Raw genomic sequence first — 12,686 nt, forward strand, 5'->3', positions numbered from 1 at the left:
ATCCTCACGTACTACGTGTACGCTCCGGTTCCTGTGCGCTGTCCGTGTCCAAACTGTCTGCGACAATTACGCCTATCAGAATAGGCCCAAAGGAATTTAGGCAGTATGCAATCATTTGACGTAGTTATCGCTGGTGGCGGTATGGTAGGGCTAGCGGTGGCCTGTGGCTTGCAGGGCAGTGGTCTACGGATTGCGGTGCTTGAACAACAGCAACCTGATTTAACACCGCCGACGGAATCACTGGCGCTACGTGTTTCCGCCATCAACGCGGCTAGTGAGCGCTTGTTGCAACATATCGGCGTGTGGGATGCCATCCTTAACCTACGCGCCAGCGCTTATAACGCGATGGAAGTGTGGGATCGCGATAGCTTCGGCAAGATTGCTTTCCGTGGTGACGAAGTCGGTTTTAGCCACCTCGGGCACATCATTGAAAATCATTTAATCCAACAAGCGTTATGGCAAAAGGCTGCCACGTTGACCGATGTCACGCTGATCACTCCGGCTGCACTGAAACAGGTCGCTTGGGGTGAGAACGATGCTTTTATCACCTTGGATGATGGCCGCATGTTGAGCGCTCGCTTGGTGATTGGTGCCGATGGTGCGAACTCTTGGCTGCGTCAGCATGCGGATATTCCGCTGACCTTCTGGGATTACCGCCATAGCGCGCTAGTCGCCACCATCCGTACCGACGAGCCACATTTAGCCACGGCGCGCCAAGTATTCCACGGCGATGGTATTTTGGCCTTCCTACCGTTTAGCGATCCGCATTTGAGTTCTATTGTTTGGTCGGTCGCTCCGCAAGAAGCTGAGCGCTTACAGCAATTGCCTGTAGAACAGTTTAACCGTGAACTGGCGATGACCTTCGATATGCGCCTCGGTCATTGCCAGCTTGAAAGTGATCGACTGACTTTCCCATTAACCGGGCGTTATGCGCGTAGTTTTGCTGCTCACCGTTTGGCATTAGTCGGCGATGCGGCGCACACCGTGCATCCGTTAGCAGGGCAGGGCGTGAATTTGGGCTTTATGGATGCCGCTGAACTGATTGCCGAACTGCGTCGTCTGCAACAGCAGGGCAAGGACATCGGTCAACACCTCTATTTGCGTCGCTATGAACGTCGCCGTAAACACGGTGCGGCAGTGATGCTGGCGAGTATGCAGGGCTTTCGTGAACTGTTTGCTGGCAACCATCCGGCGAAGAAACTACTGCGCGACGTGGGTTTACGTTTGGCGGATAACCTGCCTGGCGTGAAGCCTAAATTAGTCCGTCAGGCGATGGGGCTGAATGATTTGCCCGATTGGTTAGCTTAATTCTTTTGCCTTCCGTCATCCGGCGGAAGGCATCGTTCTCACTCTCCTTTAACTCCCCCCCCCTTTTTAACTCCCCCTTCATTTGAGAAATTCTAATTTCGCATTGGTTTTTGCATTACTTTTTCTAATTTCATAACCGGTTATCAAAAATCGAAATCCCGCCAATGGCAGTCTGTTTGTTATATAACGTCGGAGTTTTGTGAGTTTAATTGTTGGTTTTGTGCCTTCCAGCTCAGTTTTCTAGTGAAAAACTCTGCAAACTAATGCGGAATTTTGCTGCCCTGATGCGCTTCTGAACCTATTTTATCTTATGGTTAATGTGGTCGTTCAGTGATAACTTCGGGGAAAGGGTATCGTTTGCGTCGCGACGGTTCCAGTACGTTTCGGCGCTCTGTCTATTGGAAAGAGGGTAAAAATGGCGAAGCAAACCCCACTGTACGACCAGCACGTGGCGTGCGGTGCGCGCATGGTAGATTTTCATGGTTGGATGATGCCTCTGCATTATGGCTCTCAACTTGATGAGCACCACATCGTGCGTCAGGATGCCGGCATGTTTGATGTCTCTCACATGACCATCGTCGATCTGCACGGTGCCCGTACCCGTGAATTCCTACGTTATCTGTTGGCGAATGATGTCGCCAAACTCACCCAGCCGGGTAAAGCGCTGTACAGCGGCATGTTGAATGCCTCCGGCGGCGTTATCGACGATTTGATCGTTTATTTCTTCACTGAAGATTTCTTCCGCTTGGTGGTTAACTCCGCCACACGCGACAAAGATTTAGCTTGGATCGAACAACATGCCGCGCCATACGGTATCCAATTGACTGTGCGTGATGATCTGGCACTGATTGCGGTGCAAGGCCCACAGGCTAAAGAGCGCGCAGCAACACTGTTTACCGCAGAACAAAAGCAAGCTGTAGAAGGCATGAAGCCGTTCTTTGGTGTGCAAGCAGGCGAGCTGTTTATCGCTACTACCGGTTATACCGGTGAAGCCGGTTATGAAATCGCGTTGCCGAAAGAGCAGGCAGTGGACTTCTGGCAAAAACTGTTAGCGGCAGGCGTAAAACCGGCTGGACTGGGCGCGCGCGATACGCTGCGTCTGGAAGCGGGGATGAACCTGTACGGTCAGGAAATGGACGAAGGGATTTCCCCGCTGGCGGCCAATATGGGCTGGACCATCGCGTGGGAGCCACAGGATCGTCAATTTATTGGCCGTGACGTCTTGGAGCAGCAGCGTGAACAAGGCACCGAACAACTGGTCGGCTTGATCATGACGGAAAAAGGCGTATTACGTAATGAGCTGCCGGTGCGTTTCACCGATGCAGCGGGTCAAACGCATGAAGGGATCATCACCAGTGGTTCTTTCTCGCCGACCTTAGGTTTTAGTATTGCCTTAGCTCGCGTGCCCTCTGGTATTGGTGAGCAGGCCATCGTACAAATCCGTAACCGTGAAATGCCGGTTAAGGTCACCAAACCTGGGTTTGTGCGTAACGGTAAATCATTAGTTAATTGATTCTTATTCTTTATTTTAAGGAGTTTTGGTGATGAGCAATGTGCCAGCAGAGTTGAAATACGCATCGTCCCACGAGTGGGTTCGTGACGCAGGTAATGGCGAATACGTGGTTGGCATTACCGAACACGCGCAGGAGTTGCTGGGCGATATGGTGTTTGTCGATCTGCCAGAGGTTGGGCGTAAAGTGGCTGGGGGTGAAGAGTGCGCTGTTGCTGAATCAGTCAAAGCCGCTTCTGATATCTATGCACCCATCAGCGGTGAGATCATAGCCGTGAACGCTGAACTGGAAGGTTCTCCAGAACTGGTCAACAGCGAGCCATATGGCGAAGGTTGGTTGTTCCGCATCAAGGCTTCCGATGCTGCTGAATTGGCTGACCTGCTGGATGATAAAGCTTACGCGGCTTCTATCGACGAGTAATCTGTATTACGCCCCAGTTCTGGGGCGTTCTTGTTCTATCCCGTACCATGCATGAACTCAGGAATTTGTAGCAATGACCCAGACACTCAGCCAACTTGAACACAGCGAATCGTTTATCGACCGCCATATCGGCCCTTCTGCAGAGCAACAGCAGCAGATGTTGGAAACCGTGGGTGCCCGTTCGATTGACGCGTTGATCCAACAGATCGTGCCGGTAGATATTCAACTGCCGGGTCCGCCGCCAGTGGGCGACGCTGCCACTGAACATCAGGCGCTGGCTGAGCTGAAGGCCATTGCCGCGCAGAATCAGTGTTACAAATCCTACATTGGTATGGGCTACAGCGCGGTACTGACGCCGCCGGTGATCCTGCGCAACATGCTGGAGAATCCGGGCTGGTACACCGCTTATACCCCTTATCAACCTGAGGTATCGCAGGGACGTTTGGAAGCGCTGTTGAACTTCCAGACCGTAACTCTGGATCTGACCGGTTTGGATCTGGCCTCGGCCTCACTGCTGGATGAAGCCACTGCCGCTGCCGAAGCCATGGCTCTGGCTAAACGCGCGAGTAAGCTGAAAGACGCTAACCGTTTCTTCGTGGCTGATGACGTTCACCCACAAACGCTGGACGTGGTGCGTACTCGTGCCGCGACCTTTGGCTTTGACGTGATCGTCGATAAAGCCGAAAAAGTGTTGGAGCTGGACGGCGTGTTTGGCGTGCTGTTGCAACAAGTTGGTACTACGGGCGAATTGCATGACTACAGCACACTGCTGGCAGAGCTGAAAACACGCAAAATCGTCACCAGCGTTGCCGCCGATATGATGGCTCTGGTGCTGTTGGTTGCTCCGGGCAAGCAGGGCGCAGACGTGGTGTTTGGCTCCGCTCAACGCTTTGGTGTTCCGATGGGTTACGGTGGCCCACACGCGGCGTTCTTCGCCTGTCGTGATGATTTCAAACGTTCTATGCCGGGACGTATCATCGGCGTTTCTCGCGATGCAGCGGGTAACACTGCATTGCGTATGGCGATGCAAACGCGTGAACAACATATCCGCCGCGAAAAAGCCAACTCGAATATTTGTACCTCGCAAGTACTGCTGGCGAACATTGCTAGTTTGTATGCGGTGTACCACGGTCCACAAGGGCTGCAACGCATTGCCGGGCGTATCCATCGCCTGACCGACATTCTGGCTGCTGGCTTGCAACAAGGTGGCTTGAAGCTACGTCACAATACTTGGTTTGATACTCTGACTGTTGAAGTTAAAGACAAAGCGGCGGTATTGGAGCGCGCTCTGAGCTTCGGTATCAACCTGCGTAACGACATCCACGGCGCTGTAGGTATCACGCTGGACGAAGCCACTTCACGTGAAGACGTACAGACTCTGTTTGCACTGTTGTTGGGCGACAACCACGGTTTAGACATCGAGGTACTGGATACCGCAGCCCGCAAAAATAGCCCATCGATCCCGGCAGCGATGCTGCGTAAAGATCCGATCCTGACTCATCCTGTGTTCAACCGTTATCACAGCGAAACCGAGATGATGCGCTATATGCATCGTCTGGAGCGTAAAGATCTGGCGCTGAACCAAGCGATGATCCCGCTGGGTTCTTGCACTATGAAGCTGAACGCCGCCGCGGAGATGATCCCGATCACTTGGCCTGAGTTCGCTGAATTGCACCCATTCTGCCCGCCAGAGCAGGCGACTGGTTATCAATTGATGATCGGCCAGCTTTCTCAATGGTTGGTACAACTGACGGGCTATGATGCTGTTTGTATGCAGCCGAACTCCGGTGCGCAGGGGGAATACGCTGGTTTGCTGGCTATCCGTCATTATCACGAAAGCCGCAACGAAGGCAGTCGCCATATCTGCTTGATCCCAAGCTCGGCGCACGGCACTAACCCGGCCTCGGCACAAATGGCGGGGATGAGTGTGACCGTCGTGGCTTGCGATAGCGACGGTAACATCGATCTGCACGATCTACGCGTTAAAGCAGAGCAAGCGGGTGATGCGCTTTCTTGCATCATGGTCACTTACCCGTCGACTCATGGCGTGTATGAAGAAACCATCCGCGAAGTGTGCCAGATCGTTCATCAGTTCGGCGGTCAAGTGTATCTCGACGGAGCCAACATGAACGCACAGGTGGGGATTACCACGCCGGGCTATATCGGTGCGGATGTTTCTCACCTCAACTTGCACAAAACCTTCTGTATTCCACACGGCGGTGGCGGCCCAGGTATGGGACCGATCGGCGTGAAAGCGCACTTGGCTCCGTTTGTTCCGGGACATAGCGTAGTTCAGATCGACGGTGTACTGACCCAGCAAGGCGCAGTGTCTGCGGCTCCGTTCGGCAGCGCTTCTATCTTGCCAATCAGTTGGATGTATATCCGCATGATGGGCGCAGAAGGGCTGAAACAGGCGAGCCAAGTGGCGATCCTCAACGCCAACTACATCGCAACGCGTCTGAAAGACGCTTATCCGGTGCTGTATACCGGTCGTGACCATCGCGTGGCGCACGAATGTATTTTGGATATTCGTCCACTGAAAGAAGCCACGGGTATCAGCGAAATGGATATTGCCAAACGTCTGATCGACTACGGTTTCCATGCACCAACTATGTCGTTCCCGGTTGCGGGTACGCTGATGGTTGAACCTACCGAGTCAGAAAGCAAAGTTGAACTGGATCGCTTTATCGACGCGATGCTGGCTATCCGCGGCGAAATCGACCGCGTAGCGAAAGGCGAATGGTCGCTGGAGGATAACCCGCTGGTGAATGCACCACACGTGCAGGCTGAGCTGGTTAGCGATTGGCAGCACGCTTACAGCCGTGAACTGGCGGTATTCCCCTCTGACGCGGTGCGTGAGAACAAATACTGGCCGACGGTAAAACGCCTAGATGACGTATATGGCGATCGTAATTTGTTCTGTTCTTGTGTACCGATGAGCGATTACGAATAAGCGTTGCTATAATGCATTAAGTGAATGGGAGGGCATGAAAATGCTCTCCTTTTTTTATTTGTGCGGAGAAAATAAAATGTCTCAAGTGGCATTGGTGACGGGAGCTAGCCGAGGAATTGGCCGTGCCACTGCGTTATTACTGGCGCAAAAGGGCTACGCCGTTGGGATTAACTATTTGCAAGACGAAACTGCCGTGCAAAAGGTTGTGGATGAGATTCGTTGGCTGGGTGGTAAAGCAATAGCCTTACAGGCTGATATCGCCAAGGAAAGCGATGTGCTGGCGATGTTTGCTGAGCTGGATGCTACGCTCGGCAAGATTGATGCGCTGGTGAATAACGCCGGTATTTTGTTCCAGCAAGCGAGTATCGAACAACTCACTGCGGAGCGAATCAACAAAGTGCTGACTACTAACGTCACTGGTTATTTTCTTTGCTGCCGCGAAGCGGTAAAACGTATGGCGCTGCGCCACGGTGGACGCGGTGGTGCTATCGTCAACGTTTCCTCTGCCGCGGCGCGCATAGGTGCACCGGGGGAATATGTCGACTATGCGGCCTCCAAAGGGGCAATAGATACGCTGACTACCGGGCTGTCGCTGGAAGTTGCGGCACAAGGGATTCGAGTGAACAGCGTGCGACCCGGATTTATCTATACCGAAATGCATGCCAGTGGCGGTGAACCGGGGCGAGTGGATCGGGTAAAAACGACCTTGCCGATGCAGCGGGGTGGACAGCCGGAAGAAGTCGCAGAGGCGGTTGTTTGGTTGTTATCTGATGCGGCCTCATACGTGACGGGGAGTTTTATCGAGGCATCAGGGGGACGTTAATCCCCCCGTTGTAACGACTACTTCAACCAGCCTTTACGCTGCGCATCTTGCAAATGGGTGAGCAGGTGCTGCCAGAGTTCAGGATGGATATCAGCGATCATCGCATTGCGTGCCACGACTTGCTCCAGTGTGATGCCATTCTCTACCCAGCTTTGCCCTTCATTATGCAGGTTCATCAGCATCGGCATGGTGCGATCAAGCACCAATGCGAAACGTGCATCGGCGCTTTCGCCATCTTCATATTCCTGCCATAAAGCGGTGAAATACTCGCGCTGTGGTTCCGGCAACAGACCGAACAACCGACGCGCTGCCGCGACTTCTTGGTCATGGATCGCGGCGCGTGCTGCCAGATCGTAAACCATCACGTCACCAGCATCGATCTCCACGATGTCGTGCAACAGTGCCATTTGGATCACGCGCTGAATATCTACCTCTTCACCGGCATAAGGTGCCAAGCTGAGAGCCGCGATGGCAAAGTGCCAGCTATGTTCGGCTGAGTTTTCCTGACGTTGAGTGCCCATCACCTTAGTACGGCGCTGAACGCTTTTAAGTTTGTCGATTTCCATCAGGAACTGAATGGTTTGGGTCATGGAACCAAAATCTAATGCGGGGACAACGGAAGACATGTGCAACCTCAAAGACAAGTGAATGTGTGAAGCCTGACGATTGTAGACCAGTGAGATGTTACATGCTTTCACATTTTTATTTCAGCGTACATGTGTACACTGGAATTATTCTCAGCTAAGCTTCGATGCGTTAATTTCGAACAATTCTAGTGGTATGAGGGTAAAGCGTTATGGGGAAAAGTCGTGTAGCCGAAGCGGCAGATGAAAAATCCACTGCTTATCCGTGGGCAGAAGAGATAGCTAACAGTATCAGCCACGGATTTGGTGTGGTGTTCGGCATTGTCGGTTTGGTCTTATTGTTAGTGCAGGCAGTCAATAGCGGCGCTGATGCCACAGCGATTACCAGTTACAGCCTGTATGGCTGCAGCATGATCCTGCTGTTCTTAGCCTCAACTCTGTACCACGCAATTCCTCATCAAAGAGCCAAACATTGGCTGAAAAAATTCGACCACTGCGCCATTTACCTGCTGATTGCCGGGACCTATACCCCGTTTCTGCTGGTGGGCTTAGACTCGCCGTTGGCAAGAGGTTTGATGGTAGTTATCTGGAGCATTGCGCTGTTTGGGGTTATCTTCAAACTGGCCTTCGCTCACCGTTTTGAAGTGCTGTCGCTGGTGACGTATTTGGTGATGGGCTGGTTGTCGTTGATTGTGATTTATCAACTGGCAACGCGGTTGGCGACCGGTGGCGTCACGCTATTGGCGGTAGGTGGCGTGGTGTATACGCTGGGGGTGATTTTCTATGCCTCAAAACGTATCCGTTACGGTCACGCCATCTGGCACGGCTTCGTCTTAGGCGGTTGTGTATGCCACTTCTTGGCGATTTATTTGTATGTATAATATCCGCTTCACCTTTCACGCCGCAGCGTTGTTGGCTGCGCGTGCGCACCCCAGTCACTTACTGGCGTAAGCTCCTGGGGATTTACTCGCTTGCCGCCTAGCTGCAACGCGAAATTCATTGCGGATAAAGGCAGGGATCTGAAATCCCCGAGTTTTATTTCTCTTCCACCAACGAATACGGCAACGGCTGGATTGCTAACAGACTGCCAGTATCTTCACGCACACGCAGTCTGCTATCCGCTTCGAGATCGTTGTTCAGCACCGCTTGCACCCAAACCGTGCCATCTGCCAGATGGCTGGCCGCTAGAATGGTACCGGTGCGGCGCCAGTTTTCGCCGAGTTGCAGTTCTAACTCATCAGCGGCTTGTGGCACCTTACTGGCTTTGCCCGCCAACCAATATAAAGCACGCTTGTTGGCTCCGCGGAACTTGGCGCGTGCCACCATCTCTTGCCCGGTGTAACACCCTTTACTAAAACTGATCCCTGCTAACGCTTGCAGGTTCGTCGCCTGTGGGATCAATTGCGCACTGTTTACGGCATCAATAATCGGGAAACCCGCTTCAATATCCAGTGCCTGCCATTGTTGACTATCGTTACGCTCAGCTTGTTCGTTGAGTTTGACCGTGAGCCGTTCAGCGGTGGTGGCATCCGTCACCAGTAAGAAGCGTTCGGCTGGCAAAGCGAAGTGCAGCAGCGTGGTTGCGCCATCTTGCACTACCTGATGTTCTGCATCGGGCAAGGTGTTGAAGATGCCCGCCAGAGCCGCTCGTGCCTGAAAACCAGCAACGCCGAGCAGTACGGCTTCGTTATCCGCAGCGATGGTGATTTTGGAAAACACCGCGTATTTTTTGATTTCGGCTAATTGGCTTTCTTGCACGCTACGACGTTCCAGATAGGCAAAACCTTCACCACGATGGAACAAACGCAGATTGCTCCACATTTTACCTTTGGCGTCGCAGTGGCCGCATAACACATGCTGATCAGCGGCTAACTGGTCGATATCCGCTGTCACTTGGCCTTGAAGATACTTCACCGTATCTGGCCCACTCAATGTCACTAGCGCCCAGTCTTCCAATGAGATCAGGGTGAGTGGCAAATGCGTTGAAGCAGAGGGCTGACGAGGAGGGAATGGAATAGTGAATGCCATAATAAGATCCTGCTTTGGGCTGATGTTGTCATGGTAAAAGAGGATACGCGCTTTGCAAACAGTTATTAAATAGCAGGGCTTTTTTTGGCATTTTGCGCTTTATTGCCTAACGTTCTTCCCGACGAGTATGTCAAATTGTTACTCTATACGTTTATAGCTAGCGGTTACCCTGACCGATGAATCGCTAGTTGACTGAATTATATTGCGTACTTGTTGCCTACAGAGTGTCAATTGAACCCTGCGCTGGCCTTGCTGCGCTGAAAAGAGGTAGTCATAACCACATGGATATTAATAATAAAGCACGAATCCACTGGGCTTGCCGCCGTGGTATGCGTGAGCTGGATATTTCCATCATGCCGTTCTTCGAGTATGAGTACGATACGCTAAGCGATGCGGATAAGGCGCTATTTATCCGCCTGTTGGAATGTGACGATCCTGATTTATTCAATTGGCTGATGAATCATGGTGCTCCGCAAGACGTTGAATTGCAGAGAATGGTGATCTTGATCCAAACGCGAAATAAAGACCGTGGCCCAGTGGCGATGTGATATCCGTATTTCCTGGCGCACTCAGCTATTCTCGTTGTTGACACATGGCGCGCTGATACTGCTGATTCTGATCTCACCTTGGCCGGAAGGCTATGGTCCGATTTGGCTGGTATTGCTGACGCTGGTGGTGTTCGAGTGTATTCGTAGCCAGAAACGTATCGCCTCGCGTCGGGGTGAATTACGGTTGCTGGCAAATCAGCATTTGGGGTGGCATGGGCAGGAGTGGCGTTTGCTGAAAAAACCTTGGATGCCTGCGCGTGGTGTGATGCTGACTTTACAACAGGTCGACGGCAATAAGCGTCGTCGCTTGTGGTTGGCTTCGGATTGCACTAATCAGGAAGATTGGAGTTATCTGCGACAATGGTTGCAGTACCCGCCCTCTGCTGATGAGGATGAGTGATGAAGCCGATGCTGTGGCTGGTAGAAGACGAACCCAGCATTGCCGATACGCTGATTTATACCTTGGAAAGCGAAGGCTTTCAGGTGCGCTGGTTCGAACGTGGCGAACCCGCATTGCAGGCGTTGGTGCATGAGACTCCCGCGTTGGCGATCTTGGATGTTGGTTTGCCCGACATCAATGGTTTTGAGCTGTGTCGCCGCTTGTTAGCGCAGGCGGAAGATTTACCCATTCTATTTTTGACGGCTCGTAGCGACGAAATCGATCGTCTGTTGGGGTTGGAAATCGGTGCTGACGACTACGTCGCCAAACCGTTTTCACCGCGTGAAGTTAGCGCGCGAGTTCGCACCATCTTACGGCGTTTGCAAAAACAGCAACGCCAACAGATGCCAACGCTGTACCACTTCGGTGCTTTTACCTTGGATGAAGAGGGTGCGACCATTGATTATTATCAACAACCACTGACGTTAACCCGTTACGAATTCTTGCTGCTGAAAACGCTACTGCAGTCCCCTGGACGAGTGTTTTCGCGTCAGCAGTTGATGGATCTGGTGTGGGCGCAGGCGGAAGAGAGCCTCGATCGTACTGTGGATACCCATATCAAAACCCTACGCGCCAAACTGCGTGCTATCGATCCCCGTGAACCGCCCATTCATACCCATCGTGGTCTGGGTTACAGCGTGAGTCGCCAGCCATGAGAATCGGCCTGCGGCTGTTATTGGGGTATTTCCTGATCGTCGCGGTGGCCGGTTATTTCGTTTTAAGTATCTTTGTGCAAGAAGTAAAACCTGGTGTGCGGCGTGCCACCGAAGGGACGCTGGTGGATACCGCCAACCTGCTGGCACAGATTGCCCGACAGGATATGCAACACGGCGATCTGACAAAAGGGCAACTGGCGCAGGCATTTACTCAACTTAATCAACGGCCTATTGGTGCGAATATTGCCGGTATTCGTAAGGATCGCAATGAGTACCGTGTTTATCTCACTGATGCCCAAGGCAAAGTGATTTTTGACTCCAGTGGTAAAGCGTTAGGGCAAGATTACTCACGTTGGAACGATGTCTATCTCACTTTGCGTGGTCAATACGGTGCGCGTAGCACGCGAAGCAACCCGCAAGATGAAAACAGCTCGGTGATGTACGTGGCGGCACCCGTTCTTGAGCAGGGCGCGATTATCGGCGTACTGAGCGTGGGTAAACCCAATAGCAGCATGACGCCGGTGATCAAGCGCAGCGAACGCCGTATCCTGTTGGCCGGGGCAATCTTATTAGGTATCGCTTTGCTGATTGGATTGGGATTTGTTTGGTGGATCAACCGTTCGATTGGCCGGTTGGTGCGTTATGCCGATGGTGTGGCGCAAGGGGAAGCGGTGCCTTTGCCACAAATGGGTAGCCATGAGCTCGCTCAACTCGCGCAATCGCTGGAAAGTATGCGTCTGAAACTGGAAGGCAAAGCCTATATCGAACAGTACGTGCATACGCTGACGCACGAACTGAAAAGCCCACTGGCGGCGATCCGTGGAGCTGCCGAGTTATTACAGGAATCGCCACCGCCAGCGACGGCGCAGCGTTTTCTGCACAATATCGAACAGCAAAGCAGCCGCATTCAGCAACTGGTGGACAAATTATTGGTGCAAGCGCGGCTGGAGAGTCGTCCCGGTCTGGAGTTAAGCGCGGTATCAATGAGCGAGTTAATTCGTCAGGTTTTAGCCGGTAAAGAGGCGCAGGCGGTGCAGCGCGGTATTGCGCTACAAATTGAATCCTTGGCGGAAGGTTCGGTAAACGGCGATGCATTATTAATCAGTCAGGCATTGAGCAATCTGCTGGAAAACGCACTCGACTTCACACCGACTGGCGGCGCTATCAGCGTGCGAAGCGAGCGCTTGGAACGAGATTACCAAATCACCATTAACGATAATGGCAGCGGAATTCCTGACTATGCGCAGGATAAAATCTTCGAACGTTTCTATTCATTGGCACGTAGCGATAAACCGAAAAGCAGCGGTTTAGGGTTGAATTTCGTGCAGGAAGTGGCGCGCCTTCATCACGGCAGTATTCAATTACAGAACCGCCAACCGCACGGCGTGACGGCAATTCTCACTTTATCTCTCTGAC

12 protein-coding genes are annotated in these 12,686 nt (G+C 52.5%); 10 read left to right on the forward strand and 2 right to left on the reverse strand.

Going from position 1 to position 12,686, the window contains the following annotated elements:
- Window positions 1–105: 105 nt before the first annotated feature.
- The 5 genes from ubiI (at window position 106) to AC3ISQ_RS04570 (ending at window position 7,015) form a co-directional block, all read left to right on the forward strand.
- Window positions 106–1,308, forward strand: coding sequence for an FAD-dependent 2-octaprenylphenol hydroxylase (gene ubiI / locus AC3ISQ_RS04550; RefSeq protein WP_489350947.1), 1,203 nt, complete (start codon window positions 106–108; stop codon window positions 1,306–1,308).
- A 415-nt stretch (window positions 1,309–1,723) separates the two neighbouring features.
- Window positions 1,724–2,821, forward strand: coding sequence for a glycine cleavage system aminomethyltransferase GcvT (gene gcvT / locus AC3ISQ_RS04555; protein WP_489350949.1), 1,098 nt, complete (start codon window positions 1,724–1,726; stop codon window positions 2,819–2,821).
- Window positions 2,822–2,852: 31 nt separating this feature from the next.
- Entirely contained in the window at window positions 2,853–3,239 is a 387-nt protein-coding gene (gcvH, locus tag AC3ISQ_RS04560; RefSeq protein ID WP_489350951.1) for a glycine cleavage system protein GcvH, read from the forward strand.
- 73 nt (window positions 3,240–3,312) lie between these two features.
- Complete coding sequence (gene gcvP / locus AC3ISQ_RS04565) at window positions 3,313–6,192, forward strand: aminomethyl-transferring glycine dehydrogenase (protein WP_489350952.1); 2,880 nt, start codon at window positions 3,313–3,315, stop codon at window positions 6,190–6,192.
- A 76-nt stretch (window positions 6,193–6,268) separates the two neighbouring features.
- Window positions 6,269–7,015 (forward strand): SDR family oxidoreductase, encoded by a 747-nt coding sequence (locus AC3ISQ_RS04570; RefSeq protein WP_489350954.1) that lies wholly within the window; start codon window positions 6,269–6,271, stop codon window positions 7,013–7,015.
- 17 nt (window positions 7,016–7,032) lie between these two features.
- Here the strand turns inward: AC3ISQ_RS04570 and AC3ISQ_RS04575 are convergent, their stop codons facing one another.
- Entirely contained in the window at window positions 7,033–7,641 is a 609-nt protein-coding gene (locus AC3ISQ_RS04575; RefSeq protein WP_489350956.1) for an HD domain-containing protein, read from the reverse strand.
- A gap of 170 nt (window positions 7,642–7,811) precedes the next feature.
- On the opposite strand from AC3ISQ_RS04575, the gene trhA reads away from it, so the two are divergent.
- On the forward strand, window positions 7,812–8,480 hold the full coding sequence (gene trhA, locus AC3ISQ_RS04580) for a PAQR family membrane homeostasis protein TrhA (protein ID WP_489350958.1): 669 nt from the start codon (window positions 7,812–7,814) through the stop codon (window positions 8,478–8,480).
- Window positions 8,481–8,634: 154 nt separating this feature from the next.
- Here trhA and ygfZ read toward each other — a convergent pair whose 3' ends face one another.
- Window positions 8,635–9,627 carry a tRNA-modifying protein YgfZ gene (ygfZ, locus tag AC3ISQ_RS04585; protein ID WP_489350960.1) on the reverse strand — a complete coding sequence of 331 codons (993 nt, stop codon included), beginning with the start codon at window positions 9,625–9,627 and terminating at the stop codon, window positions 8,635–8,637.
- 281 nt (window positions 9,628–9,908) lie between these two features.
- Between ygfZ and sdhE the strand changes: the two genes are divergently transcribed.
- Genes sdhE through creC form a run of 4 tightly spaced genes read left to right on the forward strand, consistent with a single transcriptional unit; the run spans window position 9,909 to window position 12,685 of the window.
- Window positions 9,909–10,175, forward strand: a complete 267-nt coding sequence (gene sdhE / locus AC3ISQ_RS04590) for an FAD assembly factor SdhE (protein ID WP_489350962.1) — start codon at window positions 9,909–9,911, stop codon at window positions 10,173–10,175.
- Window positions 10,156–10,575, forward strand: coding sequence for a protein YgfX (locus AC3ISQ_RS04595; protein ID WP_489350963.1), 420 nt, complete (start codon window positions 10,156–10,158; stop codon window positions 10,573–10,575). The genes sdhE and AC3ISQ_RS04595 overlap by 20 nt, the downstream gene beginning before the upstream one ends.
- Window positions 10,575–11,270: a two-component system response regulator CreB gene (gene creB, locus AC3ISQ_RS04600; RefSeq protein ID WP_489350965.1), complete on the forward strand. Its 696-nt coding sequence runs from the start codon at window positions 10,575–10,577 to the stop codon at window positions 11,268–11,270. Before AC3ISQ_RS04595 ends, creB begins: the two co-directional genes overlap by 1 nt.
- Window positions 11,267–12,685 carry a two-component system sensor histidine kinase CreC gene (gene creC / locus AC3ISQ_RS04605; RefSeq protein WP_489350967.1) on the forward strand — a complete coding sequence of 473 codons (1,419 nt, stop codon included), beginning with the start codon at window positions 11,267–11,269 and terminating at the stop codon, window positions 12,683–12,685. Before creB ends, creC begins: the two co-directional genes overlap by 4 nt.
- The last annotated feature ends 1 nt before the right edge of the window (window position 12,686 follow it).

This window comes from Serratia sp. KH_031, assembly GCF_057839655.1.

What these genes read in the sequence shown, in the direction of transcription:
- ubiI (WP_489350947.1), top strand. Translation starts at nt 106, where the DNA reads ATGCAATCATTTGACGTAGTTATCGCTGGTGGCGGTATGGTAGGGCTA.
- ygfZ (WP_489350960.1), bottom strand. Translation starts at nt 9,627, where the DNA reads ATGGCATTCACTATTCCATTCCCTCCTCGTCAGCCCTCTGCTTCAACG.
- gcvT (WP_489350949.1), top strand. Translation starts at nt 1,724, where the DNA reads ATGGCGAAGCAAACCCCACTGTACGACCAGCACGTGGCGTGCGGTGCG.
- creC (WP_489350967.1), top strand. Translation starts at nt 11,267, where the DNA reads ATGAGAATCGGCCTGCGGCTGTTATTGGGGTATTTCCTGATCGTCGCG.
- creB (WP_489350965.1), top strand. Translation starts at nt 10,575, where the DNA reads ATGAAGCCGATGCTGTGGCTGGTAGAAGACGAACCCAGCATTGCCGAT.
- AC3ISQ_RS04570 (WP_489350954.1), top strand. Translation starts at nt 6,269, where the DNA reads ATGTCTCAAGTGGCATTGGTGACGGGAGCTAGCCGAGGAATTGGCCGT.
- AC3ISQ_RS04575 (WP_489350956.1), bottom strand. Translation starts at nt 7,641, where the DNA reads ATGTCTTCCGTTGTCCCCGCATTAGATTTTGGTTCCATGACCCAAACC.
- sdhE (WP_489350962.1), top strand. Translation starts at nt 9,909, where the DNA reads ATGGATATTAATAATAAAGCACGAATCCACTGGGCTTGCCGCCGTGGT.
- gcvH (WP_489350951.1), top strand. Translation starts at nt 2,853, where the DNA reads ATGAGCAATGTGCCAGCAGAGTTGAAATACGCATCGTCCCACGAGTGG.
- trhA (WP_489350958.1), top strand. Translation starts at nt 7,812, where the DNA reads ATGGGGAAAAGTCGTGTAGCCGAAGCGGCAGATGAAAAATCCACTGCT.
- gcvP (WP_489350952.1), top strand. Translation starts at nt 3,313, where the DNA reads ATGACCCAGACACTCAGCCAACTTGAACACAGCGAATCGTTTATCGAC.